Source organism: Arthrobacter sp. 10N43, assembly GCF_056394525.1.
The window spans coordinates 137,154-162,189 of record NZ_JBFTIA010000004.1 but is presented as its reverse complement, the minus strand read 5'-3'; the positions used below and the strand labels follow the sequence as shown (position 1 = coordinate 162,189).

Here is a 25,036-nt window from a genome sequence, read left to right as displayed (position 1 = left end):
GATTTCATGCCGGTCCAGTTCTACGTTCCGCCCATGCTGCTGCTGGGTCCGGCGATCGCGGCGCTGCTGGTCTATGCCGTGCTGCGGTGGGTGATCTGGGCCCCCGGGACGGGAACGACGGCACAGAGCGTGTCCGAGCACGGGCTGTGGGTAGGCGTGATCGGCTGGCTGGCGAGCTCCCTCCAGGGCGCCATGACCCTGGGCATCATCCCGGCCAACCCGTCGGCCAGCAGTGCTGGGGTGAGCGCCGTCGTGAGCGCCGAGGCGATTATCCCCGCACTGGGATGGCCGGTCCTGGGCTGCCTGGCCGTGCACGCCCTGGGCCAGGTCAGTTACCCGGGTCCGCGGCGAATGCGGCGCCAGGCCGTGCTGTCGGTGCGGCGGATCCGGGATTTCCTTCCCCGCCGGCTGGCAGTGACCACGGCTGCGATCTTCGTCTCGGCCGCGGCGGCCATCGCCCGGGCCGCCACGCTGCCCGGATTCGCGGCCGTCGCCCCCTCGACCATCAACCACGGTGATTACAGCTACAACAGCGGCGGCGGTGAGGGCCGCATCCCCGGACCGGAAGAGGCCGCCTGGCTCGGGGGCGCCCTGTTGGTGCTGGCCGTCGGCACGTGGCTGGTCTTGTGGCTGATTGCCCGCCGCCGCCAGCTGGAGTCCCTCGACGCCGCCGACAACGCCGTGCTGCGGAGCATCGCGATGAACCGGCTGCTGCGCACGGTGTCCACAGTGGCTGCCGGGCTTGCCGTCATCGCGGGGAACTTCGCCGCCCGTCCCGATCCGTCCCAGGGGCTGACGTCGTGGACGAACTACGCCGGCATCGCGGCAACCGCGGTCCTCCTGGTCATGTGGTGGTGGCGGCCCCCTCGGCTCGCGGCTGCCGGCCTGGGCGTGCGGAACCGGCCCGAAGCCGGGCTCGCCGCCGGACCCCGGCACCCGGCGGTACGGCTGATCGCCTCGCTCGGAGCACTCCTTGGCCTCGCGGCTGCCCTGCCGCTCGTGGCCGGCATCTTCCTCACCCCTGTGGTCATGGCGCCCGCCAGCCTGGGCCTCGCGGTAGTCGTGGCCCTGATGGCCAGCGCGGTGCTGTTGGCCATCACCGGCGGTGAGCTGCTCCTGCAGCGCAACTACGGAAGTCCGGAAGCGCCGCGCCGCTGGCCCCGGCAAGCGGTGAGCCCCGCCCTGCTGACCACGGCTGTCCTGGCCCTGCTGGTCTTCCTGGCCGTCCTAGGTGTCACCGCCGCGGGGTCCGCACTCCCGGCCGAGGAGCGGGACTGGGTTCCGGCCGCCCTGTTCATGGCCGGCACAGCGGCCGCTTCGGTGCCTGCACTCCTTGTTGCCCGGCGCCGGCAGGGGGTGCCCGGCCTTCCCGCGGGGGTGGACACGGCCCTGCGCGCCATCACTGTCCACAGGGTGGTGCGGACCCTCGCGGCTGCCCTCACCGCCCAGGCCGCGGTCCTGCTGCTCACCCAAAGCCAGGTGTGGGCGGCGGTGCTGGGGCCGGACGCCTTCGGTGCTGGCGTCCCGCCGGCCGCCGGATTCTGGTGGCCGGCGACCCTGGCCGGCTCCGTCCTGGGCGGCGTCGCCGTGGTCATCGCCGTGATCCCCGTCCGCATGCTGGCCCGGGACCGGCCCACGCCAGCTCCGCGGCCGGACAAGGAACCCGCCACGTGACGGCGGGGCTCTCCGTCGACCTGCGCTCCCCCGTTCCGCCCTTCGAGCAGATCCGGGCGCAGATCGCTTCCCTGATCACCGCCGGGACGCTGGCACCGGGAACCAGGCTGCCGACCGTCCGCAGCCTGGCCTCGGACTTGGGTTTGGCGGCCGGGACCGTGGCCCGGGCCTACAAGGAGCTCGAACTGGCGGGACTGGTCGAGACCCGGCGGCGCAACGGCACAGTGGTCGCGGGGACAACTGCCCGGCCAGTCCCCGCAACCGCGGCAGTCCCGGAAACCCCGGCGGGGCAAGCGGACGCACAGGCGGCTCCCGCGGAGGTGATCGCCGCCGTCGACCGCTACATTGCTGTCGGCCGCGCAGCAGGACTGGACGACGCTGCCCTGCTGGCGGTCCTGCGCGCTCAGCTCAGCCAGCAAGACGGATAAGGGAGAGCCAGCGACTACTCAGTAGACTGGAACCGTGAGCATTCCTACGCCCTATGAAGACCTCCTGCGCGACGTCCTTGAACACGGCACGCACAAATCGGACCGCACCGGCACCGGCACCATCAGCGTTTTCGGCCGCCAGCTCCGTTTCGACCTGAGCAAAAGCTTCCCGCTGATCACCACCAAGCGGGTGCACTTCAAGTCCGTGGCCGTGGAGCTGCTGTGGTTCCTGCGTGGCGACACGAACGTCAAATGGATGCAGGACCAAGGCGTGACGATCTGGGACGAATGGGCCGACGCCGACGGCGAACTCGGTCCCGTGTACGGGGTGCAGTGGCGTTCCTGGCCCACGCCCGACGGCGGCCACATCGACCAGATCGCCGAACTCATCGAGAACCTGAAGTCCAACCCGGACTCGCGCCGGCACATCGTCTCGGCCTGGAACGTCTCCGAGCTCAAGGACATGGCGCTGCCCCCGTGCCACGCGTTCTTCCAGTTCTACGTGGCGGACGGCAAACTCTCCTGCCAGCTGTACCAGCGCTCGGCGGACACCTTTCTGGGAGTGCCGTTCAACATCGCCTCCTACGCCCTGCTGACGCGCATGATCGCGCAGCAGACCGGGCTGGAACCGGGCGAATTCGTCTGGACCGGCGGGGATGTCCACATCTATGACAACCACATGGACCAGGTCCTCAAGCAGCTCGCCCGCGAACCCTACGAATACCCCCAGCTGAACATCACCCGCAAGCCGGACTCCATCTTCGACTACACCCTCGAGGACTTCGAAGTGGTCGGCTACCAGCACCACCCGACGATTAAGGCCCCGATAGCCGTATGAGCACCGACGACGCCATGGATCCCATGGCCTTCACCGAGAAAATCGCTGCCGGCACCACCGGCCTTGGCCTGGTCTGGGCGCAGACCACGGCCGGGGTGATCGGCAAGGACGGCGACATGCCGTGGCACCTTCCCGAAGACATGAAGCACTTCACCAGGCTGACCACCGGGCATCCGGTGATCATGGGCCGCAAGACCTGGCTGTCCTTCCCGGACAAGTACCGTCCGCTGCCGGAGCGCACCAACATTGTGGTCACCAGGCAGGAAGGCTGGGGCGATACCTCCGAGGCGGAGGGAGCACTGGCAGTGAAGTCGCTCGACGACGCGCTGCTGGAGTCCCAGTTCGCTCCCGGCCACGAGACCGTGTGGGTGCTCGGCGGCGGGGAAATCTTTGCGCAGACCCTGGACATCGCCGACGTCGCGGTGGTGACGTTCATCGATTCCGAAACAGACGGCGACACCTACGCGCCCGAACTGACCTACGAATGGAAGCTGGCAGCCAGTGAGCCGGCCACCGGCTGGCTCACGTCCGCCAGCGGAACGCGCTACCGGTTCACCATGTGGCGCCGGACGGAGGCCAAGTAATGCTGCGCAAGCCCGAGACTCTCTTTGTCTTGGGGTACATGCTCCTGCCCCTGCTCGCCCTGCTCTCGGCCATCGTGGGACTGACCATGATCCTGGGCGGCAACAAGATCATCGGCGCGATTGTGCTGGTGGTGGTGACCCAGGTCTTCACCTTCGGGGCGGTCTTCGCGCTGCGCCGGCGGAAGTCCGCGCTGCTGGAAGAGCCGCGCGGCGACTAGCGCAAGTGACGTAACCGACTGCGTCAGACGGCCCGTGAAGTCTAAACTGGGCCCATGACTACAGCAGCTACCCCGTCTGTCGGCCTCGTCGGTTGGCGCGGCATGGTCGGTTCCGTCCTGATGCAGCGCATGCAGGACGAGGGCGACTTCGCCAACATCAACCCGGTCTTCTTCTCCACCTCGAACGCGGGCGGTGCCGCCCCCGCCGTTGCCGGCGCTGCCGCGGGCGCCGCCGGCAAGCTCGAGGACGCATTTGACCTCGAGACCCTGGCGAAGCTGCCCATTATTGTCACCGCCCAGGGCGGCGACTACACCAAGCAGGTCCACGGCGAACTGCGCAGCCGCGGCTGGGACGGCCTCTGGATCGATGCCGCCTCCACGCTGCGCATGAATGATGACTCCATCATCGTGCTGGACCCCATCAACCGTGACGTCATCGACGCCGGGCTCTCCGGCGGCGTGAAGGACTACATCGGCGGCAACTGCACCGTGTCCTGCATGCTGATGGGACTCGGCGGGCTGTTCAAGAACGACCTCGTCGAGTGGGGCACCTCCATGACCTACCAGGCGGCGTCCGGCGGCGGCGCGCGCCACATGCGTGAACTGCTGAACCAGTTCGGCAGCCTCAACGCCGAGGTCAGCAGCGAACTGGACGACCCGGCGTCGGCGATCCTGGAGATCGACCGGAAGGTCCTGGCGCACCAGCGCACCGGAGTCGACGCCACGCAGTTCGGCGTTCCGCTGGCCGGTTCGCTGATCCCCTGGATCGACGCGGACCTCGGCAACGGCCAGTCCAAGGAGGAATGGAAGGCCGGGGTGGAGACCAACAAGATCCTTGGCACTTCGGCGGGGAACCGGGTCATCATGGACGGCCTGTGCGTCCGGATCGGTGCCATGCGCTCACACTCCCAAGCCCTGACGCTGAAGCTGCGCGAAGACCTCTCGGTGGCCGAGATCGAGAAGCTCCTCGCCACGGACAACGAGTGGGCCCGTGTGGTGCCGAACACCAAGGAAGCCTCGATGGCTGAGCTCACGCCCGTGGCGGCGTCCGGCACCCTGGACATTCCGGTGGGCCGCATCCGCAAGCTGGAGATGGGTCCGGAGTACATCAGCGCGTTCACGGTGGGCGACCAGCTGCTGTGGGGCGCCGCCGAGCCGCTGCGGCGCATGCTCCGCATCGCCACGGGCAATCTCTAGGATTACCGGGATCCTCAGCCGCCTAAGAATTTTAGGTACTTCGCGGCCTGCAGCTCAAAGGACTTTTGGGCGGCAGGCCGCAGCCCGTTAACCGTGTCAAACGGTTCAGGCACGACGGCGGCAGCCCGCCCGGCGCCCGCCCGCGCCCAGGTGCCAACCACCTGGCCGCCGGAGACGATGGTCTTCTTAAACATGCCGTTGCCGCCCGGGACGATCTTCTCGGCGTGCTCGGGCGGCAGCACGAGGGACCGGTCCGTGTAACCGAGCAGGAACTCGTCGAACCCCGGCAGGGCAAGCACGGTCCGCTGCCCGGGCACCGCGTCCTCGAGCAGCGCCGCGGTGGACGGCGACAACCAGTAGGTGGCTCCCCCGAACTCCAGCCCCACCAGCTGGTCCCTCACCCGGGCCAGGGCGGTCCGGACCTCCGTCAGCGGCGTGTTCGACCACCAGGCGAAGTCCCGCTCCGTGGCGGGGCCGTGGCTGAGCATGTACCGCAGCAGCAGTTCGGCGATGCCTTCGGCACGGTCCAGTTCGCGCGATTTCGGAATCCATTCGTCGAACGCTTTGATGAGCTGCTGGTTCCCCTCGAGCGGTCCCTGGACCAGCCAGGCCCGCTGGCACAGCATCCCCAGCAGGTGGATGCCGCGCTGGCCCGCCGTCGATTGCCCCGCGGCCTCGAAGGCCGCGAAAAGCTGCTGGCGTGTCGCCGACCGGCCACCTTGGACGAGTTCCAGGGCCGCGTCACGGCTTGCTTCGACGTCCCGGGCAGCAATGCCCAGCTCCCGGTGGCGCCCGGCCATGCCACGGATCAGCCGATCAGAGGTAATCGACAGCATCCACTTCAAATCTTCCGGGGCCAGCACGTGCAGGGTGCCGCGCATGGGCCACGAGCGGACGATCTCGGCCCGGTCCAGCGCCCCGCGGACATCGCCAACCCGGGCACCGGGCACGCGCTGGCCGACAGCCCAGAGGGCGGCCTGCAGGTCCTGGGCCTGCATCGCCGTCATGGTGCGGACCGCTTCGGGGACGGACTCAAACCCGTCTCCCAGCAGCCCCTGCGAGGCCAGCCGCAGCCTGCCGATGATCCCGGGACTCAGCCGGATGCCTGACGTTGTTGCCATGGACCCATGGTAAGACGCCCACAGCAAGAGGCACATGGCGGGCGGCGCGCCAGTTGTCGGGCTGTTGCCCGGCTGTTCCCAGCCGTCTTCCAGCGGGCCTGCCTACCCTTGAAGCATGACGATGAGTGAGGTGTGGCCGCAGCTGCGGCCCCTGTGCCGGAAGCTGGCCCTGCTGGGCTGGGCCTCCAGCGCCGCCGGCATGGCTGCCGGTCTCGCCGTCGCCATCGCCAGCGGGACCCGGCTTTCGCCGATGATGAGTACCCTGCAGCTGGTGGCCGGCTTGTGCATGGCAGTGTCTGTGGCCAGCTTTGTCATGGCCGCGGCGCTGCAGCCGCGCGCACGGTCCCAGGCACATTCTCAAACACGCTCTCAAACACTGACGCAGGAGAACGTGAACCGCGGAAGCGGTGCCCCCCGCGGCCGGGACCTCCACTTCGATTACGCGGGCGAATTTCCGGCCACCGTACAGGCGTTCCTGCTCGGCTCGCTGGTGTTGCTCGCCGGCGCCATAGCGTTTGCGTGCGCCGGACTGGTCCTGCAGAGCGGTCCCAGCGTCCAGTCCGTGGCGTTCTGCCAGGTCTTCCTGCTCGGGGCCGCCGCGTCCGGTTTCACCTTCATGCTTTTCAGCAAGGTGACCCCCCGCCACGGCAGCTAGGCCCCGCTGACGGACCGCTTTTCCTGGAGAACTAGCCTTCCGAGAAGGCTCCCCTTAGAGGGCGACGCCGATCAGCAACGGTTCCGGGTGCAGTTCAATGCCGAAACGTTCGACGACGCCGTGGCGCACCTCGCGCGCGACGGCCAGCATGTCCGCGGTGCTTGCCCCTCCCCGGTTGGTGATGGCGAGCGTGTGCTTGGTGGAAAGCGATGCCCGGCCGCCCGAGACGCTGCCCGGCTCCAGCCCGAAGCCCTTGGCGAACCCGGCCTGGTCGATCAGCCAGGCCGCCGAGAGCTTGGTCAGCCCATCCGCCCCACCCGGGTAGCGGGGGGCCTCCTGCGGCAGCCGTGCGGCGACGTCCTGGGACACGATCGGGTTCGTGAAGAACGATCCCGTGGAGTAGGTGTCACGGTCCTTCGCATCCCAGACCATGCCCTTGGACGCCCTCAGCCGGAGCACTTCGCGCCGGACGTCGTTGGAGTAGGCCCGCCGGCCCTGCTCGACGCCGAGGGACCGGGCGAGCTCGGCGTAGCGGATCGGGGCGCTCATCCGGCCGAGCGGGAGCTGGAATTCCACCGTGAGCACCACGTAGCGCGGCGAGCCGTTGACGGTGGTCTGCTTCAGGATGGAGTCGCGGTAGCCGAACCCGAGTTCGGAATTCGTGAAGGTTTTCACCGCATTGCGTTCCCGGTCCCAGGTGCGCACCGCGGCGATGGTCTGCGACACGTCGGCTCCGTAGGCGCCGACATTCTGCACGGGAGTGGCGCCCGTGGCGCCGGGGATCCCGGAGAGCGCCTCGACGCCGGACCAGGCGTGCTTCACGGCGTGATCGACGAAGGCGTCCCAGTTGTGGCCGGCCTGGACCACCACCGCCACGCCGCCGCAGGAGTCCTCGGCGTTGACTGTGAACCCTTCCGAGGCGATCTTCAACACTGTACCGGGGAACCCGTCGTCGGAGACCAGTAGGTTGGAGCCTCCGCCGATGATCAGCAGGGGCTGGCCGGCGGCGTCCGCCGTGCGCACGGCGTCGATGATCCCGGCCTCGCTGTTGGCCTCGATGTAGCTGCCGGCGGGCCCGCCGACAGCGGAGGTGGTCAGGGCGGAGAGCTGAATCTGGGTCACCTGACCAGCCTAGCCGGGATCATCGGCCCGGCTAAGCCGGGACTACCTGCACTCCTCTAGCTCGCCCGGACGGGCGAGGGGAGTTTGCGTGCCACCGGGGAGAGCAGGAAGCTGGCGATCAGCATCACCATGACGGCCAGCAGCGAGTGGAGGATGCCGACGTGCTCGGCCAGCAGGCCCAGCAGCGGCGGCCCGCACAGGAACGCTCCGTACCCGATCGTGGACACCACGGAGACCCGGGCGGCGGCCTTGACGGGATCGTCGGCCGCGGCGGACATGCCCACCGGAAAACCGAGCGAGGCGCCGAGTCCCCAGATGGCCAGGGCAACGTAGGCCAGCCACGGGACCGGGGCGAAGACGAACAGGCCCAGGCCCACAACAGCCAGTGCGGCGCACCAGCGCATCACCGGGACGCGGCCATAACGGTCCAGGACCAGGGTGCCGGCGAAGCGGCCAATGGTCATGAAGGTGACGAACAGCCCGTACCCGGCGGCTCCGGCCGCGTCGGTCTGGCCGTGGCCGTCCGCCAGGGCGAGGGCTACCCAGTCCCCCGCGGCGCCTTCGGCGAGGGCGAGTCCGAGGACCAGCACGCCCAGGAGCAGCGTGCGCCGGTCGCGCCAGGCCTGGGCGATCTGGCGTTTGTTGTCCAGCGGCTGTTCGGGGACCGCGTCCGTCTGCCGGACGATGGGGATGGGCCCGGTGGAGGGATCTTCGAAGGTATCGGTCCCGGATGCCTTGAAGGGCCGTTCGCCCTCGACCGGCGTGATGTCGGCGCGGAACCACGCCGCAGCGATGGTCACCGAGCCGGCCACCAGTAGGCCGGCGGCGGCGAAGTGCCAGAGGACCGGGATTCCGGCGCCGGCAGCCCAGGCGCCCAGCCCGGCTCCTGCCACCGTTCCCAGGCTGAAGGAGCCGTGCAGCCGGGGCATGATGTGCCGCCGGACGGCGCGTTCCACGGCGGCGCCCTCAACATTGGACGCGGTGTTCCAGCTGGCCGTGCCCAGCCCGATGATCGCCATTCCCGCGGCGACCGCCACCGGGTTGGCGAGCACGGAGGTGCCGAAGCCTGCCAGGACCAGGCCGAACCCGACCATGATGGCGCCGATCCGGATGGTGCGCTTGGAGCCTAGCCGCAGGACAATCAGGCCCGAGGCGGACACGGACACGAAGGACCCCGCCGTCAGGCAGAGCAGGAGCACCCCGATGGTGCCCGGGGTCAGGTCCAGGCCGTCGCGTATGGCGGGCAGCCGGGACACCCACGTAGAAAACGCGATGCCGCTGGCGGCGTAGGCCACCACCACCGCGTTCCGCCAGTGCGTGATCTCGGCGGCCGGGACGAAGACATCCCTGCTCACAGCCGTTCGCCTCGCAGCCGTTCGTCTCACTGCAGCGCCATGGGGCTAGGCCAGCCTGACGACGGCCTGGGCCTTGACGAGGACCTTCTGGCCGGCCGAGACGACCGTGAGGTCCACGCGGGCGGTGCCGGCGTCGGCGTCGAGCGCTCCGATGGCGCCGCTGACCTCGATCACGGCCCCGGACTCGGGTGTGCCCGTGGTGTCAGCGACCGGCACCGGCTTGGTGAAGCGGGTCTGGAAGTCCACGACGGCGGAGGGGTCACCAGCCCAGTCGGTCACCAGCTGGACGGCGGCGCCCATGGTGAACATGCCGTGGGCGATCACGCCCGGCAGGCCGACGCCGGTGGCGAACGCCTCGTTCCAGTGGATCGGGTTGAAGTCACCGGAGGCGCCCGCGTACTTGACGAGGTCGGTGCGGGTGACGGTGATGCTGCGGCTGCCGATGTCCTGGCCCACCGCGAGATCCGCGAACTTGGGAGCAAAAGATGCAGTGCTCATGGCTACTGTCCCTCTCCGCGGACCAGGATGGACGACGTGGCGGTGGCGACGGGTTCGCGGACACCGGCTGGGTCACCGGCAGCGCCGGGGGCGACGCCGGGGGCAAGCGCGAAGATTTCCGAGCGGGTGGTGATCATGGCTCCCCCGCCCATGGCGCGGACGCCGTCGACGTGCAGCTCGGCGACCAGCCGGTCGCCGGCGACGATGGGGCGGTGGTGGGTGAACCGCTGGTCGGCGTGGACCACGCGGGAGAAGTCGATGCCGGAATCCGGATCCTCGATCAGCTGCGCGTCGGCGCGCTGGGCGACGATGATGGCGAAGGTCGGCGGCGCCACGAGGTCGCTGTGGCCGAGCGACTCGGCGGCGGCGACATCGAAGTGGGCGGGGTGGGTGGCCTTGACCGCGCGCGCGAACTCGCGGATCTTCTCGCGGCCGACGTCATACACCTCTGCGGCAGGGTAGCTGCGCCCCTGCAGGTCCGGATTGATAGTCATGGTTCCAGCCTATCGCCACGCCCCGGGCCGTCCGGCTTCGTGACAACTCGCACCGGGCCCGGGCCGGTCTTGATGTACTGGTCTTGACTCGCGCGATATGATGAAAACATCAATTCATCAATCCGCAGGGCGGCGCTGTCCCGCCGGGCCGCACCGCGAGCGGATGCGAGAAAGTGTCCTCCTGCCATGATCTCCGCCGCGCAGACCCCCCTGTACGAAATCAAGGCCAACCTGTTCAAGGCCCTGGCCCACCCGGCCCGAATCCGGATCCTCGAGCTTCTGGCCGCCGCGCCGGACACGCAAGCCCCGGTCAGTTACCTGCTCGCCGAGACGGGGCTGGAGCCCTCGCATCTGTCCCAGCATCTGGCGACGCTGCGCCGGCACGGAGTGGTGACGTCGGTCCGGACTGCGAATGTGGTGACCTACCGGCTGGCTCATCCCAAGATCAAAGAGCTTCTCGCGATCGCCCGGACCTTCCTGCTGGACACGCTGGCCGGTTCCAGCGAACAGCTCCGGATAGCGCAGGAGCTGCCGGCCGGCCACCTCGAGGGCCACCTCGAGGGCACCGGCCACCTCGACAACACTGGCCATCTCGACAACACTGCGCCGTGAGCGCGGCCCAGGCATTAAGTCCGGCCGGGGCGCCTGACACGCTCCGGACACGCCTCGCCCGGTTCGTGCCGTCCCGCCGCGATTACGAGCTCTTGCGGTCCGCCTGGAAGACTGACCTGTTCGCCGGCATCACGGTCGGCATCGTGGCGCTCCCCCTGGCGCTGGCCTTCGGGGTCAGCTCCGGTGTCGGGGCGGAGGCCGGACTCATCACCGCGGTGGTGGCAGGATTGGTCGCCGCCGTCATGGGCGGATCCAACGTCCAGGTTTCCGGCCCGACAGGCGCCATGGTGGTGGTACTGGCCCCCGTGGTGGCCACCCACGGCGTCGCCAGCATTGCCCTGGTCTCGGTCCTGGCCGGGCTGCTCGTCATGGTTCTGGGAGCTAGCGGGCTGGGCCGGGCCGTCGCGTTCATCCCTTGGCCGGTCGTGGAGGGTTTCACGCTCGGCATTGCCGCCATCATCTTCCTCCAGCAGGTTCCCCTGGCCACCGGTACCGCGGGAATACCGGGCCACAACACACTCCTGGCCGCCGTCGAGAGCGCATCGCAGGCAACCGTGCCCACCGTGCTGCAGACCCTCGCGGTGGTGGCGGCCGTCGCGGCCCTGATGTATGTGCTGCCCAGGCTCAATAAGTCCCTGCCCGCGAGCCTCATCGCCGTGTTGCTCACTACCGTGGCGGCAGAGCTGCTGGCGCTGGACATACCCCGGATCGGCGCACTTCCGCACTCCCTGCCGGCCCCCGCCATGCCTTCTGTGGATCCGGCTGCACTGGGCGGCCTGCTGATGCCCGCCATCTCCATCGCGACGCTCGCCGCCATCGAATCCCTGCTCTCGGCCCGGGTGGCCGCCGGCATGGTCGGTCCCGACGGCCGTCCGTCCGGCCCGTACAGCCCGGACCGGGAGCTCACCGGCCAGGGACTGGCTTCGATCGCTGCCGGCTTCTTCGGCGGCATGCCCGCCACGGGCGCGATTGCCCGGACCGCCGTGAACGTCCGTTCAGGGGCCAAGACCCGACTCTCCGCGGTGGTGCACGCCCTCGTGCTGCTGGCCATCATCTACTTGGCGGCGGGACTCGTCGGCAGAATTCCCCTGGCGGCGCTGGCCGGCATCCTCATGGTCACGGCCACCCGCATGGTCTCGCGGCACACGGTGACGGCGATCCTCCGGTCCACCCGGGCGGACGCCGCGGTGTTCGTGATCACGGCCCTCATCACGGTCACCTTCGACCTCATTGTGGCCATCCAGATCGGACTCGCCGCGGCTGCCGTGTTCGCGCTGCGGACGTTCGCGTCCCTGAGCGGAGTCCGGCGCGAGCACATCCCCGGGGCGCCGGTTCCGGGAGACGAGCACATAGCCATTTTCCGGCTGGACGGTGCCATGTTCTTCGGCGCCGCGGAGCGGGTCCTGCAGGAGATCAGCCAGGTCAAGGACGTCCAGGTGGCCATCATCCGGCTTTCCCAGCTGCGGATGCTGGACGCTACGGGCGCCCATATGCTCGTCGAGGTGATCTCCGCGCTGGAGCTGCGCGGCGTCACGGTCCTGTTGAAAGGGGTCCAGCCGCAGCATCTGGAGCTCGTGACCAACGTGGGGGTTATCCGCTCATTGCGGCATCACAAGCACCTGTTCACGTCCCTCCCGGACGCCGTGGAACATGCCCGGAGCCATGTGCTGCGGAACGCGACCGCTAGCGCTTGAGGTTCTTCCGGATCGTCTGGCCGCGGACCACAAGCCCGGCGATGTGCAGGATCAGGCCGAGCCCGATCACCGGCAGCGAGGCGAGCGCCAGTGCCTGGTTGCCGGTGGTGTTGCCCACCACGTTGAGGACGATCCCGAGGGCGATCAGGCCCATGGCACTGAAGACGAGCACCTTGTAGGTGGTTGACGCGGTGGCCCAGAATTCATTCAGCACCGTGCCAGTCTACCGGGGCGCGCCGGCAACGCTGCGAGCCGCTAAATCCCTGGCGACACGCTAACTACCTGGCGCTACCGGAATACGGGCGCGTCCGGTATTTTCCGCGTCGCGGGGCTTTTCCAGCGTCAGAACAGGGATTCCTGCACCGCCGGGACCTCCGAGCCGTGGTCACCGAGTTCGATCACGCGGGCCTTGAGCTGTCCGAGGTTCACCACGAATTCCAGGTCGCTGCCGTCCAGTGCCGCGAGCGCAATGCTGCCGCTCAGCGAGTCGATCCGGAACCCGTGCGTTCCGGTACCGAGGTCGTGCGGGTAGGCGTGCCGGGTGGCCTGTGCGCAGGCGCCGGCGGAGAGCTGCGGCCGGGCCCACCGCTCGTCCACGATTTCGAACCCCTCCCCGCCGGCACCGGCCAGAAGGGTCCGGGCGTGTTCGGCCAGCTGTGCGTTCAGGGCATCGAGTTCGACGGCGGCTGCCGGAGCCACGAGCGCGGCCGCCTTGGCGGCCGCACGGACCTGCTGCGGCAGACCGGCGTCGCGGGTGAGCATGTCTTCAAGGATCCGGACCACCCGGCCGTCCCCCGCGCGGGCGACGTACCGGGCGACGACGGCGCCCTGCTCGGCGAGCCGGTTCCATTTGCGCAGGTGGGACGCGGTTCCGACCTTGCTGGCTCCGCCCGCGAATGTGGCCACATAGAGCCAGTGCGGCTGCATAAGGTAGGCGCGCAGGCCCGGCGGAACCCGGCCGCCGCGGTGGAAGTCGTGGATGAGCCGGGAATCGTCCAGCACGAAGCACCGCTCGCACTGGCTGCCCTTCACGGCCGGTGCCAGCGCCGGACACAGGACGTGGTCTCGGTCGGCGGGCCCGTGGACCCTGTGGTGGCCGAGGCAGGACTTCCCCTCGGCAGCGAGCCGGAATCCGAGCCGGGTTCCGGCGTCGAGCGCTAGTTCGGTGAGCGTGCCGTCAGGGTCCTGGAGGCGCATCACGGGGAGCCCGCCCTGTCCAGATGCGGTGTCGGGAGCGGGCGCCGGACCATCCCAAAAGACCCCGTGGACCATATAGCGGGTATCGGTCACGGGGTCTCCTGGTCTGGTACGGGTGTGGCTACAGGGCCGGCTGCACCCCAAAGGCTACCGCGAGCTTCATGATCTTCTCGGCGCGGCCCAGGCGCGGCAGGTCGGAGCCGTCCCGGATGACGCGGCCGCTGGCCTCGAAATCTGCCATGAAGTCCGTGGCCCAGGCGACGTCGGACGGCGTGGGACTGATGACCTCGTTGATGACCGGTGTCTGGTCGATCGCCAGGCAGAGCTTGCCGGTCATCCCCATCATCACGGTGATGCCGGTCTGTTCGCGCAGGATCGGGTGGTTCGTGCCGACCGTGGGGCCGTCGATGGGGCCGGGCAGGTTGCCGACGCGGCTGGCCACCACCAGCTTGGCGCGCGGGTAGGCCATAGCCTCGGCGGTGGCCGCCATGCCGGTGTCGCGGCGGAAGTCGCCCGAGCCGAAGGCCAGGCGGAAGGCGCCCTGTGCCTTGGCGATGTTGTTGGCTTCCTCGATGCCGACGGCGGACTCGACCAGGGGGATCACCGGGGTCTTGCCGTCCATCCGGTGGAAGCTCTCCGTGACCTGGTCGGCGGACTCGGTCTTGGCGAGCATGACGCCGAGCAGTCCGGGGGTGCCGCGCAGGCCGGCGAGGTCGTCGGCCCAGAACGGGCTGGTGGCATCGTTGATGCGCACCCACGCGCTGCCGCCGGCGGTCAGCCAGTTCACGACGTTGCCGCGGGCCTTGTCCTTTTGGGAGGGGTCCACCGCGTCTTCGATGTCGAGGATGATCGCATCGGCCCGGGAGACGGCGGACTGGTCGAAGAGGTCGGTCTTCATCGCATTGACCAGCAGCCAGGAGCGGGCGATGTCGGCCGGGATTTTGCGCTGGGGCCGAAGTGATTCGGCGGTGGTGGTTGTAGAGGTCATGCATCTACGCTAGCCGCCCGGAGGCACTTGCCGCTAAGCGATTCGGCCCTCAGGGGTGACCATTACGACCAAAATCACCTCCGCACCCAACTAACTGGCAGCAGAAGCCGTTCTCAGCGCTCAAAACGGCCTCAGCTGCCAGCCAGCTGGGTGGGGCGGTGGGAGCGGCTAGGGGATGTTGCTTCCCCTGGCCGCGACCCAGAGGCCGTACCACTCGGCGCGGGTCATCGCCGCGGCGACCTCGGCGGCGCCGGCGCAGGCGAGGATCCTGTCCGGGTTGGCGGTGCCGATCACGGGCGCAATCCCGGCCGGGTGCTTCATGAGCCAGCCGAGCACGATCGCCTCCCCCGTAGTGCCCTTCGCGGCGGCCAGGCCGGCGACGAGGGCGGCGGTGGCCTCCTCAGCCGGCGTCGGCGCGGCGGCCGGCGCCCCGGTGTACAGGCCACGGGCCAGCGACCCGTACGCCTGCAGCCGGATGCCGTTCCGGACGCAATGCTCCACGGTGCCGTGCGGGAAGCTGTAGTCCGTGCCCTCGGCATGGTTGACCAGCACCGTGCTTTCGAGCCAGGCACGCTTCAACAGGCTCATTTCGAGCTGGTTGGCCACCACAGGCGCCTCGAGCCGGTCCTGCAGCAGCTCGATCTGCGGGCCGGACATGTTGGACACGCCCACGGCGCGCACCTTGCCCTCGGCCATGAGCTGCCCGACGGCGGACGCCACCTCCGCCGGGTCCATCAGGGGGTCGGGGCGGTGCAGCATGAGCACGTCCACGTAGTCGGTCCGGAGCCGGGCCAGGCTTTCGTTGACGCGCTCCAGGATGCCGTCCCGGCTGAGGTCGTAGTACGCCTCCAGGCCCTGCTCGTTCAGCCGGATGCCGCATTTGGTCTGCAGCCGGATCTTCTCCCGCAGCCCCGGTGTCCGGGCCAGGACCTCGCCGAAGACGGCCTCGGCTTTGCCGTTGGTGTAGATGTCCGCGTGGTCAAAGAGCGTGATGCCGGCTTGGAGGGCCGCGTCGACGGCGGCGGCCGCCTCGTCCACATGCGCGGACGAGTACGGCTCCGCCGTCCAGCCGCCGCCCAGGCCCATGCAGCCGTAGACGAGTTCCTGGGCCAGGCCGGCGCCGTTGGGGCTCACGCCGTTGTTCACGTCGGGGGCGGGCGTTCCGGACAGATCCTTCAAGGCGGGGCTCACCGCAGCCAGACGGTGGTGTTGGCGGGCAGCAGTCCGCCAACCAGCGGGCCACTGCTGACCAGCACCTCGCCGGCGGGCAGGTCAACCGGTGCGTCGCCGAAGTTGGTCACCGTCTGCCAGCCACCGGGGCGGCTGAAGTGCAGGACATCGGCGCTGCCGGATTCGTGCCACTGCAGTTCCTCCGAGGTCTGCAGTTCGCGGCGCAGCTTCAGGGCCGTGCGGTAGAGCTCCAGGGTGGAGCCCTCCACGCCGTCCTGGGCTGCCACAGCGAAGCGGCTGAACCATGCCGGCTGCGGCAGGTGTGCCCCGCCGGCGCCGAAGCCGAAGGAGGTGCCCTCCGGGGCCCACGGCAGCGGCACGCGGCAGCCGTCGCGGCCGATCTCCACGCCCTTGTTGCGGAAGAAGGTGGGGTCCTGGCGCTCGGCGTCGGGGATTTCCGTGACTTCCTGCAGGCCCAGTTCCTCGCCCTGGTACAGGTACGCGGATCCCGGCAGGGCCAGCATCAGGAGCGTCGCCGCGCGGGCCCGGCTCAGGCCGAGTTCGGCGTCGAGTTCCTCGGCCGGCGCCCCGGCCAGTAGCCAGCCCTTGCCGTCCTGGCCGCTGGCGTGCTTGCCACCGCCCTGGGGCAGGCCGTAGCGGGTGGCGTGGCGGACGACGTCGTGGTTGGAGAAGACCCAGGTGGAGGAGGCGCCGGATTCCGTGGCCTCGGCGAGGTTCCGGGTGATGATTTCGCGGAACTCGACGGCGTTGAAGTCGGCCTGAAGGAGGTCGAAGTTGAACGCCTGGCCCAGGCCCGCCGGGCTGGCGTACCGGGCGCGGCGGGTGGCGTGCACCCAGGCTTCGGCGACGGCGGTGCGCGGCGGGTTGTACTCGTTGAACACCTCGCGCCATTCGGCGTAGATCTCGTGGACTTCGTCGCGGTCCCAGAACGGGTGCGAGCCGTCCGGGAATCCGTCGGTGCCCGTGTTGGCGACGCTGAGCTCCACCTTGGAGATCAGCGGCTCGGTGAGGTCCTTGGTCAGCGCGTGCGCGACGTCGACGCGGAAGCCGTCCACGCCGCGGTCGGACCAGAAGCGGAGCGTCTTGAGGAAGTCGTCGCGGATTTCCCGGTTGGCCCAGTTCAGGTCCGGCTGCTCCTTCGCGAAGATGTGCATGTACCACTGGCCGGGCGTGCCGTCGGGCTCGGTGATGCGCTCCCAGGCCGGGCCGCCGAAGACGGACTCCCAGTCCGACGGCGGGATCTCGCCGTTGTCGCCAAGGCCGTCGCGGAAGATGTAGCGCTCGCGGGCGGCGGAGCCGCGCGGGGCGGCCAGGGCTTCCTGGAACCAGGCGTGCCGGTTCGAGGAGTGGTTGGGGACGATGTCGGCGATGAGCTTGATGCCGGCGGCGTGCAGCGCGGCGGACATCTCATCGAAGTCAGCCAGGGTGCCCAGCTTGGGGTCCACGTCGCGGTAGTCGTCGACGTCGTAGCCGCCGTCAGCCAGCGCCGAGGGGTAGAACGGGGAGAGCCAGACGGCGTCGATGCCGAGTTCCTTCAGGTACGGGACCTTGGCCGTGATGCCCTTGACGTCGCCCAGGCCGTCCGCGTTGGAGTCGGAAAAGCTCCGCGGGTAGATCTGGTACACCGATGCCTGGCGCCACCAGTTGGGGTCGGCGGCGAGGTCGGAACCGGACAGGGTTGCCAGAGTGGCGGTGTTGGTCAAAGGAGATTCCTTCGGGTCTGGGAGGGCTTCTGGTATTTTAGATACAAGCTAAATATATTGCCTGAACAATTATGGGTCCGCAGGACAGAAGAGGTCAAGAAGTGATGCAGCACGCAGCCGCCGCCACGCCGCAGCTGCTGCGCCGCGTCAACGCCCAGGCCGTGCTGCGCCATGTCCGCGACGCCGACGTCGCCACCGGAACCGAGCTGATGGCCCTGACCGGGCTCACCCGGGCCTCGGTGATCGCCGTCTGCGAGGACCTGATCGGCAGGGGCTGGATCGTGGAGCCGGACCAGCCCGTTGCGGACCCCGCCAGTCCGCGCAAGGGCCGCCCGGCCCGGCGCTTCGCCTTCAACCGGGAGGCCGGCGTCGTGCTGGGCCTGGACATCGGCGCCGCGACCACCATCGCCGCCGTCGCCGACCTCCGCGGCACCGTCATCGGCCGGTCCAGCGAGAGCTTCCGCGCGGCGGACATCCCGGCGCAGGAGCGGATCGCCGTCATCGATCTCGCCTGCCGCCAGGCACTGGACGCCGCGGGCACGGACCCGGGCAAGGTCCTGGCCGTCGGCGCCGGGATCGCCGCCCCCGTGGACCGGGAGGGCAACGTCCTCGTGACCCAGCGGTTCTGGAGCCTGTTCGACGTCGGGCTCCGCTCCGCGCTGAAGGAGCTGCACGGCTGGACCGTGCTCCTGGAAAACGACGCCAACCTGGCCGCGCTCGGTGAGCGCTGGCGCGGCTCCGGAACGGGCGTCGACGACCTCGTGGTGCTCCTGGCCGGCGAACGCCTGGGCGCGGGGGTGATGGAATCCGGGCGCCTCCTGCACGGCCGCGGCGGCGCCGCCGGCGAGATGGGCTACCTGGACATGATGGAAGGCGTCGGCTCCAGCGACGGCATCGCGGCCCTGGTGCGGCAGTGGTCCGCGGCAGAAGGCGGGCCGTCCGCGGGCGGACCTGCCAGTGCGCCGCGGGTCTTTGCGGATGCGGAGGCCGGAGACGCGACGGCTCTGGCAATCCTGGACCGGATTTCGGAGCGCATGGCCCGCGTCATCGCCTCGATCGCGAGCCTGATCAACCCCGAACAGGTGGTGATCGGCGGCGCCGTCGCCGAGTCCGCCGGGGCGCTCCTGCCAGGCATCACGGCGCTGCTCCCCCGATTCACCGCGACTCCCCCGCGGGTGACGGTCTCGCCCCTGGGCGACGGAATCGTCACGGCCGGCGCGGTCCGGCACGCCCTGGACTACGTCGAGGCGAATGCCCTGGAGCTGGTCCTGCCCGCGCCGGCCTGACCCCAATTCGGGCCTAACCGCTGCGTGAAATTCGGGCCCACCCGCTACGTGGTCCCTATTCCGGCATGATCATGGTGCGCAGGTCCAGCTGCCGCAGCACCCGGTCCGCGACTTCCGGGTCCATGCCCGGCTCGTTCCGGGCGGCCACGACTTCCTGGCGGGCGGCGTCGAGGGCGATCGTCTGCACCGCGATGGCCAGTTCGCGGCCGCGCTGGCGTTTCTCCCCGGGGCTCTCGTTCCGCAGGCTCCCGTCCAGCAGTTCGGCGTGCAGCCGGGTCATTTTCTCCTTCACCAGCGCCACCTTCTCGGCCGGGAGTTCCTTCATCAGCTCGTTGTCCTTGAGCGCGGCAATCGCTGCCTGTTGGGCACGGCGGGCCAGCACGCGGGCGGCGTCGCGTTCTTCGGTGCCGTCCTCGGACGCTTTCAGGACCCGCATCAGCCACGGCAGCGTCAGCCCGGGCAGCACCAGGGTGGCCAGCAGGACGGCGCAGGCGATCACCAGCAGTTCGCTCCGGGCAGGGAACGGCGTGCCGTCCGCGATGGTCAGCGGAAGGGCCAGCGCCAATGCCAGGGTGGCCAGGCCGCGCATGCCGCACCAGGTAAGGATCAGCACGTCCTTGGCCGAGGTAGGGCGCAGGACGTCCTTCCTGGCCCGGGACAGGCCGGACATCATGGCCAGCCAGGCAAAGCGTGCCGCGAAGACGAGCACGCAGACCACGGCGGCCGTCCCGATCATGCCGAACACGCCGGTGCCTTCGTCATGGATGACCTGCCGGACTTCCAGCCCCACCAGCCCGAACGCCAGGCCGGTGATCAGCAGCTCCACGACGTCCCAGAAGGCGGTGCGGGTGACTCGCTCGGCGGCGTCCTCGGGCCGGGAGTGGCGCTGTATTTCCAGGGCGGTGACCACGACGGCGATCACCCCGGAGGCGTGCACTTCCTCGGCCAGGATGTAGGCGGCAAACGGCACCACGAGGGTGACGGCACTGCGGGCCACCATGGAGCTCACGAGGCGGGTGATCAGGCTGGTCAGCCAGCCCATGCCGATGCCCACGACCACCGCGATCGCGGCTCCGAGGACAAACTGGAGGACGACGTCGGAGGCGATCTTGGTGCCGGCGACGGCGGCCGCCACGGCCGCCTGGAAGATGACAATGGCGGCGGCGTCGTTGAAGAGGCCTTCGCTCTGGAGCACGTTGATGAGCCGCCGCGGCATGTGGACCCGGCTGGCGATCGAGTCCACCGCCACGGGATCCGGCGGGGCCACCATGGCGCCCAGGGCGATCGCGGCCGGAATGCCGATGCCCGGAATCATGAGCCAGGCCGCGCCGGCGACCACGGCCGTGGAGACCACCACGAGCGCGACGGCCAGCATGAGCAGCGTGCGCCAGCGGACCCGGAAAACGGCCCACGAGCTGCGCTGGGCCGTGGCGAAGAGCAGCGGCGGCAAGAAGATGGGCAGGATCAGCTCGGGCGCGATCTGGACCTCCGGGAAGCCCGGGATGAACGTCAGTGCCACGGCCAGCAGCAGCATCAGCACCGGGTACGGCAGCCTCAGCCGGTCGCCCAGGCCCACGGCCACCACAGTGGCCAGCAGGAGTCCAACGATGAGCGCCAACTGGTCCATGTGCCTGCTTTCCCCGGAGGCGGACCTGTTGCATCCCGGGTGGATGCACGGACCGCCCCCCACCACCCTATCGGCCCGGTGCCTGGGCTGCGGGACTGGGCTGCGGGACTGAGGCCCGGGCCTGGGCTTAGGGACCTGGGTCTATGGCTGCAGGGCCGCGGCGAGCGGCAGTGTGCCGTCCCGGAACTCGATGGTGCGCCCGATCGTGGCGGGCAGGCCGAGGACCGCGGCCGCCACCAGGGCGACGTTGGCGCGGGCGGTAGCGGTGCCCTCCGACGTGTCGGCGGGGTCGACGTCGATCATCCCGTTGCCCGGACCGGACGTCAGCGTGCCGGGCCCCAGGATGGTCCAGTCAAGGCCCGAGCCGCGCAGGTACGCGTCCGCCGCGGCCTTGGCCTCGGCGTAGGCGAAGAAGCCGTTGTCCGCGGGGACCCCGTGGTCGGGGCCCGCGCCGAAGTAGGACACCATGATGTAGCGGCCCACGCCGGCTTCAGCCGCGGCGTCCATCGAACGGATGGCCGCGTCCCGGTCCACGGCGTAGGTGCGCTCGGGGCTGCCGCCGCCGGCCCCGGCAGAGAACACCACAGCGTCGTGGTTCCGCAGGGCATCGGCGATCTGCGCCGTCGTGGCGTTCTCCACGTCCAGCAGCGACGGCGTGGCTCCAGTGGCCGCGACGTCGGCCGCTTGCTCCGGGTTGCGGATGAAGGACGTGACGTCCTGCCCGTCCGCTGCGAGGATCCTGGACAGTTCCAAAGCCACCTTGCCGTGGCCGCCGATGATTGCGATTCGCGTCATGGACCCATTCTGTCCCACTGGATGACGTACTGCTGCCCCAGGGTCCAGAAGTTGGTGGTGGTCCAGTAGATCAGGACGCCGATGGGGAAGACGATGCCGCCCACACCGAACACGACCGGCAGGATGTAGAGCATCATCTTCTGCTGGCGCATGAAAGGGTTCGCCAGGGCCTCTTCGGAGGTGTTCATGGCCGTGATCTGCCGCTGCATGATGAGCCGCTGCGTCATGAACTGTGCGGCCGTCATGGCCAGGATCATCGTGATGGACAGGATCCAGACGGCCGTTTGGTTGCCCCCGCCGTGCAGCAGCGACGCCGAAAGCGGGGCGCCGAAAATGGTGGATTCGTCGAACTGCCGGACCTGTTCGGCGCTCATGGCGCCGACGCCCTGGTCCTGGCTGGCCGCCGCGCTAATGCCGGAGAGCACCTGGAACAGGGCGAAGAAGAAGGGCGTCTGGATCAGCAGGGGCAGGCAGGCCGAGAACGGGTTGGTGCCGTGCGCCTTGTACAGCGCCATCTGTTCCTGGGCCATGGCCTGGCGGGACAGCGGATCGGTCTTGCCCCGGTATTTGTCCTGGAGCTTCTTCAGGTCCGGCTGCAAGAGCCCCATGCGATGCTGGGCGTTGACCTGCTTCAGGTAAACCGGGATCAGGGCGGCACGGATCACGAGCACCAGCCCGATGATGGACAGGGTCCAGGTCCAGCCGCTGGCCGGCGGCATGCCGAGGGCGCTGAGTCCGTCGTGGAAGCCCACCATGATGGCCGAGACCAACCATTTGAACGGGGCCATGATGGTGCCCAAGAAGTCCACTGATATCCCCATCTGTCAGGTGAGGCAAAACTACGGCGAAACGGGCCGCTTGTCACGGGCGCGGCCTGCAGCGCGCCCCGCACCCGGTTGCGCTATCACTCTTGGTTGCCATCAGGCCTCGATGAGGACCATAAGTGACAGGGCAACGGGTGGTCCGGTGGCTGGGAATCCAGATGAGGGGAGAAACAGAAAGACCCCCGGAACCTTGCGGATTCCGGGGGTCTTGCCTGTAGCGGTGGGGAGGCTCGATCTCCCGACCTCACGATTATGAGTCGTGCGCTCTAACCAACTGAGCTACACCGCCATAAATGAGGAAAACCTGCGCTAAGCCGGTCAAAAACCGCCTTGACACAGGCCCTCATTCAGAGCCCCCCACCGGAATCGATCCGGTGACCTCGTTCTTACCAAGAACGCGCTCTACCACTGAGCTAGGGGGGCAACGAGTAAATACTCTACCGGAAGATTCGCCCACCAACAAATCGGCGGCCGGACGACGCCGGACCCGCCAAAAGCAGCGCAAATCCGGGCTCCCAGCAGGGTCCGGGATGCCAAAACAGGCTCCCCGGGGAGGCCCGCCCGCCGCCGCTGTGACGAAGGGAACACGCTGGCGAAATGCTTAGGCAAGAACGGGCCGGCTCAAGAGCCGGCCCGTTCTCAGGAAATGCTAGTGGTTACCACTTGTTGCGGGGCTTGAAGCCGCCTTCGTGGCGCGGCTTGCGGGTGTCCGCGCCGAAGGTCCGCTGCTCGGAGCGCTCGCTGAAGGAGCGGCCGCCACGGTCAGCGGAAGACCGCTCGCCGTCGCCCTTGCGGAATTCGCGCTTGAAGCCGCCGTTGCCCTTGAAGTTGCCGCTGCCGCCGGAGTAGCCGCCACGGTCCCCACCGCGGTCGCCGCCGCGGTTGCCCTGGTACGCGCCGCGCTCGCCCGAGGGCTTGCGGCCGTTGTCCAGCTCGAGGTGGATCAGCTCGCCGCCGATCCGGGTGCGGGACAGGGCCTTCAGCTGATCGGGGCTCAGGTCCGCCGGGAGCTCCACGAGGGAGTGGTCCGAGCGGATGTCGATGCCGCCGATCTGGGCCGAGGAGATGCCGCCTTCGTTGGCGATGGCGCCAACGATCGAACCGGGCATGACGCGCTGGCGGCGTCCGACGGCGATCCGGTAGGTGGCGTTGCCCTCGGTCAGGGTGCGGGTCGGGCCGCGTGAGCCGAAGCCGTCCTTGGAGCGCTCGCGCTTCTGGAATTCGGGAGCGGCCGGCAGTTCCTTGACCAGGAGCGGCTGTCCGCCCTGGGCCATGACGGCCAGTGCTGCGGCGATCTCCGAGGCCGGGACGTTGTGCTCTTCCTCGTAGGAGGAGATGAGGTCGCGGAACGCGGCGACGTCCTCGGACTCGAGGGTCTCGGTGATGCGCTCGGCGAACTTGCCCAGGCGCAGCGTGTTGACGGTCTCGGCCGTGGGCAGGTGCATCTGCTCCACCGGCTGGCGGGTCGCCTTCTCGATGGAACGCAGCAGGTACTTCTCCCGCGGCGTCATGAACAGGATCGCGTCGCCGGAACGGCCTGCACGGCCGGTGCGGCCGATGCGGTGCACGTAGGACTCGGTGTCGTGCGGGATGTCGTAGTTGACCACGTGGCTGATGCGCTCAACGTCCAGGCCGCGGGCCGCCACGTCGGTGGCCACGAGGATATCGATGCGGCCTTCCTTCAGTGCATCGACAGTGCGCTCGCGCTGCTGCTGCGGGATGTCACCGTTGATGGCGGCGGCCTGGAAGCCGCGGGACTTCAGCTTGTCAGCCAGGTCCTCGGTAGCCATCTTGGTGCGCACGAAGGCGATGACGCCGTCGAACTCTTCGACCTCGAGGATGCGGGTCAGCGCGTCCAGCTTGTGCGGGCCCATGACCTGCAGGTACCGCTGGCGGGTGTTGGCGCCGGTGGTGGTCTTGGACTTCACCGAGATCTCGGCCGGGTTGTTCAGGTACTGCTTGGACATGCGGCGGATCTGGCTCGGCATGGTGGCCGAGAACAGCGCGACCTGGCGGTCCGACGGGGTCTGCTGGAAGATCTGCTCCACGTCTTCGGCGAAGCCCATGCGGAGCATTTCGTCGGCCTCGTCCAGCACCAGGTACTGAAGTTCGGAGAGGTCCAGGGAACCCTTGGCGATGTGGTCGATCACACGGCCGGGGGTACCGACAACAACCTGGGCGCCGCGGCGCAGGCCGGCGAGCTGCGGGCCGTAGGCGGAGCCGCCGTACACCGGGAGGACCGTGAAGTCGTCGATGTGCTTGGCGTAGGAGGTGAAGGCCTCGGCAACCTGGAGCGCAAGCTCGCGGGTCGGGGCGAGAACCAGGGCCTGGGTCTTGCGGGACGGGCCGTTTAGGTCGTGGAGCTCGGCCAGGCGGGACAGCGCCGGTACTGCGAATGCTGCAGTCTTACCGGTGCCCGTCTGGGCCAGGCCCACGACGTCGCGGCCTTCGAGCAGCAGCGGGATGGTTGCTGCCTGGATCGGGGACGGCTTCTCGTAGCCGACGTCCTGCAGTGCGGCGAGGACACGGCCATCGATGCCGAGATCGGCGAACTTCACGCCTTCTTCCTCGGCGTCGTCGTCCTTGGCCGGGGCGGAAGTCGCCTCGGTCTTGGTGTCGGCCTGCGGGGCAGCCTCGGCAGCGGCTTCAACAGCCGCCGGTGCTACGAAGTCCGCAGGAGCCTCGGTGAATTCCGGGGCGGAGCCGGCTGCGGGGGCAGCCGTTTCAGAAGTCTCGACGTCGGCCTGGCTGTGCTCGGTGGCGAGTTCGGTGTCGACGGAGTTGTTCTGATTTTCGGGCATAGGTGAAATTTCCTCATCCATAGGGGCCAAGCGGCACAACCCGAGGTGAGCGGAGCCGCAGTACGCGTGACACGAAATGCCGGGCGTACGGTTGACCGGCGGGTCACAGAAGTCCGGCGCTTTCGCAATCCCGT

The 25,036-nt window shown here is 69.1% G+C and carries 23 protein-coding genes, 2 tRNA genes and 1 pseudogene; 10 read left to right on the top strand and 16 right to left on the bottom strand.

Translation table 11 applies throughout. The annotated features are described in order from the left end of the window. Positions 1-6: 6 nt before the first annotated feature. The 6 genes from AC1DDO_RS08965 to asd are packed head-to-tail and all read left to right on the top strand — an operon-like array spanning position 7 to position 4,939. Positions 7-1,674: a hypothetical protein gene (locus tag AC1DDO_RS08965; protein ID WP_476866688.1), complete on the top strand. Its 1,668-nt coding sequence runs from the start codon at positions 7-9 to the stop codon at positions 1,672-1,674. Continuing rightward, positions 1,671-2,102: a GntR family transcriptional regulator gene (locus AC1DDO_RS08960; protein ID WP_476971767.1), complete on the top strand. Its 432-nt coding sequence runs from the start codon at positions 1,671-1,673 to the stop codon at positions 2,100-2,102. Before AC1DDO_RS08965 ends, AC1DDO_RS08960 begins: the two co-directional genes overlap by 4 nt. A gap of 34 nt (positions 2,103-2,136) precedes the next feature. Then, positions 2,137-2,940, top strand: coding sequence for a thymidylate synthase (locus AC1DDO_RS08955; RefSeq protein ID WP_441407807.1), 804 nt, complete (start codon positions 2,137-2,139; stop codon positions 2,938-2,940). Next, positions 2,937-3,524 carry a dihydrofolate reductase gene (locus tag AC1DDO_RS08950; RefSeq protein WP_476866691.1) on the top strand — a complete coding sequence of 196 codons (588 nt, stop codon included), beginning with the start codon at positions 2,937-2,939 and terminating at the stop codon, positions 3,522-3,524. Before AC1DDO_RS08955 ends, AC1DDO_RS08950 begins: the two co-directional genes overlap by 4 nt. After that, entirely contained in the window at positions 3,524-3,742 is a 219-nt protein-coding gene (locus AC1DDO_RS08945; protein WP_390203629.1) for an NF038396 family protein, read from the top strand. Before AC1DDO_RS08950 ends, AC1DDO_RS08945 begins: the two co-directional genes overlap by 1 nt. 54 nt (positions 3,743-3,796) lie before the next feature. Then, positions 3,797-4,939, top strand: a complete 1,143-nt coding sequence (gene asd / locus AC1DDO_RS08940; protein ID WP_476971766.1) for an aspartate-semialdehyde dehydrogenase — start codon at positions 3,797-3,799, stop codon at positions 4,937-4,939. 14 nt (positions 4,940-4,953) lie between these two features. On the opposite strand, the gene AC1DDO_RS08935 is transcribed toward asd, so the two are convergent. After that, positions 4,954-6,060 (bottom strand): winged helix DNA-binding domain-containing protein, encoded by a 1,107-nt coding sequence (locus AC1DDO_RS08935; protein WP_476971765.1) that lies wholly within the window; start codon positions 6,058-6,060, stop codon positions 4,954-4,956. A gap of 115 nt (positions 6,061-6,175) precedes the next feature. On the opposite strand from AC1DDO_RS08935, the gene AC1DDO_RS08930 reads away from it, so the two are divergent. Continuing rightward, positions 6,176-6,715: a hypothetical protein gene (locus tag AC1DDO_RS08930; protein WP_476971764.1), complete on the top strand. Its 540-nt coding sequence runs from the start codon at positions 6,176-6,178 to the stop codon at positions 6,713-6,715. Positions 6,716-6,769: 54 nt separating this feature from the next. On the opposite strand, the gene AC1DDO_RS08925 is transcribed toward AC1DDO_RS08930, so the two are convergent. From AC1DDO_RS08925 to AC1DDO_RS08910, 4 genes are read right to left on the bottom strand one after another with little or no spacing between them, the layout of a single operon-like run. Further along, positions 6,770-7,837 (bottom strand): UDP-N-acetylmuramate dehydrogenase, encoded by a 1,068-nt coding sequence (locus tag AC1DDO_RS08925; protein ID WP_476971763.1) that lies wholly within the window; start codon positions 7,835-7,837, stop codon positions 6,770-6,772. Between the two features lie 56 nt (positions 7,838-7,893). Next, the gene (locus tag AC1DDO_RS08920) at positions 7,894-9,192 is read right to left on the bottom strand and encodes an MFS transporter (protein WP_476971762.1); all 1,299 of its coding nucleotides are present in this window, start codon (positions 9,190-9,192) and stop codon (positions 7,894-7,896) included. Between the two features lie 45 nt (positions 9,193-9,237). After that, positions 9,238-9,690, bottom strand: coding sequence for a MaoC family dehydratase (locus tag AC1DDO_RS08915; protein WP_441407800.1), 453 nt, complete (start codon positions 9,688-9,690; stop codon positions 9,238-9,240). 2 nt (positions 9,691-9,692) lie between these two features. Then, on the bottom strand, positions 9,693-10,184 hold the full coding sequence (locus tag AC1DDO_RS08910; RefSeq protein WP_476971761.1) for an FAS1-like dehydratase domain-containing protein: 492 nt from the start codon (positions 10,182-10,184) through the stop codon (positions 9,693-9,695). Positions 10,185-10,370: 186 nt separating this feature from the next. Here AC1DDO_RS08910 and AC1DDO_RS08905 point away from each other — a divergent pair, with 186 nt between their 5' ends. Both AC1DDO_RS08905 and AC1DDO_RS08900 read left to right on the top strand, forming a co-directional pair. Further along, positions 10,371-10,796, top strand: a complete 426-nt coding sequence (locus AC1DDO_RS08905; protein ID WP_476971760.1) for an ArsR/SmtB family transcription factor — start codon at positions 10,371-10,373, stop codon at positions 10,794-10,796. Further along, complete coding sequence (locus AC1DDO_RS08900; RefSeq protein ID WP_476971759.1) at positions 10,793-12,490, top strand: SulP family inorganic anion transporter; 1,698 nt, start codon at positions 10,793-10,795, stop codon at positions 12,488-12,490. The genes AC1DDO_RS08905 and AC1DDO_RS08900 overlap by 4 nt, the downstream gene beginning before the upstream one ends. Here the strand turns inward: AC1DDO_RS08900 and AC1DDO_RS08895 are convergent. From AC1DDO_RS08895 to AC1DDO_RS08875, 5 genes are all read right to left on the bottom strand, one after another. After that, positions 12,480-12,704: a DUF3188 domain-containing protein gene (locus AC1DDO_RS08895; protein WP_476866700.1), complete on the bottom strand. Its 225-nt coding sequence runs from the start codon at positions 12,702-12,704 to the stop codon at positions 12,480-12,482. The two genes, AC1DDO_RS08900 and AC1DDO_RS08895, sit on opposite strands and share 11 nt — an antisense overlap. Before the next feature lie 128 nt (positions 12,705-12,832). Next, complete coding sequence (locus tag AC1DDO_RS08890; RefSeq protein WP_476971758.1) at positions 12,833-13,780, bottom strand: DUF2797 domain-containing protein; 948 nt, start codon at positions 13,778-13,780, stop codon at positions 12,833-12,835. Between the two features lie 28 nt (positions 13,781-13,808). Continuing rightward, positions 13,809-14,675, bottom strand: coding sequence for an HpcH/HpaI aldolase/citrate lyase family protein (locus AC1DDO_RS08885; protein WP_441407794.1), 867 nt, complete (start codon positions 14,673-14,675; stop codon positions 13,809-13,811). A gap of 168 nt (positions 14,676-14,843) precedes the next feature. Beyond that, complete coding sequence (locus tag AC1DDO_RS08880; protein WP_476971846.1) at positions 14,844-15,788, bottom strand: aldo/keto reductase; 945 nt, start codon at positions 15,786-15,788, stop codon at positions 14,844-14,846. A gap of 74 nt (positions 15,789-15,862) precedes the next feature. Further along, entirely contained in the window at positions 15,863-17,569 is a 1,707-nt protein-coding gene (locus tag AC1DDO_RS08875) for a glycoside hydrolase family 13 protein (RefSeq protein ID WP_476971757.1), read from the bottom strand. Positions 17,570-17,673: 104 nt separating this feature from the next. On the opposite strand from AC1DDO_RS08875, the gene AC1DDO_RS08870 reads away from it, so the two are divergent. After that, positions 17,674-18,855: an ROK family protein gene (locus AC1DDO_RS08870; protein WP_476971845.1), complete on the top strand. Its 1,182-nt coding sequence runs from the start codon at positions 17,674-17,676 to the stop codon at positions 18,853-18,855. Between the two features lie 55 nt (positions 18,856-18,910). Here AC1DDO_RS08870 and AC1DDO_RS08865 read toward each other — a convergent pair whose 3' ends face one another. The 6 genes and pseudogenes from AC1DDO_RS08865 to AC1DDO_RS08840 all read right to left on the bottom strand — a co-directional run bounded on the left by AC1DDO_RS08865 (position 18,911) and on the right by AC1DDO_RS08840 (position 24,902). Next, positions 18,911-20,482: a Na+/H+ antiporter gene (locus AC1DDO_RS08865; protein WP_476866703.1), complete on the bottom strand. Its 1,572-nt coding sequence runs from the start codon at positions 20,480-20,482 to the stop codon at positions 18,911-18,913. A 141-nt stretch (positions 20,483-20,623) separates the two neighbouring features. Beyond that, positions 20,624-21,277: an NAD(P)H-binding protein gene (locus tag AC1DDO_RS08860; RefSeq protein ID WP_476971756.1), complete on the bottom strand. Its 654-nt coding sequence runs from the start codon at positions 21,275-21,277 to the stop codon at positions 20,624-20,626. Between the two features lie 20 nt (positions 21,278-21,297). Next, a pseudogene (gene yidC, locus AC1DDO_RS08855) lies at positions 21,298-22,086 on the bottom strand (membrane protein insertase YidC); the annotation flags it as partial. Between the two features lie 230 nt (positions 22,087-22,316). Beyond that, positions 22,317-22,390, bottom strand: a tRNA-Met gene (locus AC1DDO_RS08850). A 62-nt stretch (positions 22,391-22,452) separates the two neighbouring features. Next, positions 22,453-22,524 (bottom strand) — tRNA-Thr (locus AC1DDO_RS08845). Positions 22,525-22,757: 233 nt separating this feature from the next. Continuing rightward, complete coding sequence (locus tag AC1DDO_RS08840; protein WP_476971755.1) at positions 22,758-24,902, bottom strand: DEAD/DEAH box helicase; 2,145 nt, start codon at positions 24,900-24,902, stop codon at positions 22,758-22,760. Positions 24,903-25,036: the final 134 nt, after the last annotated feature.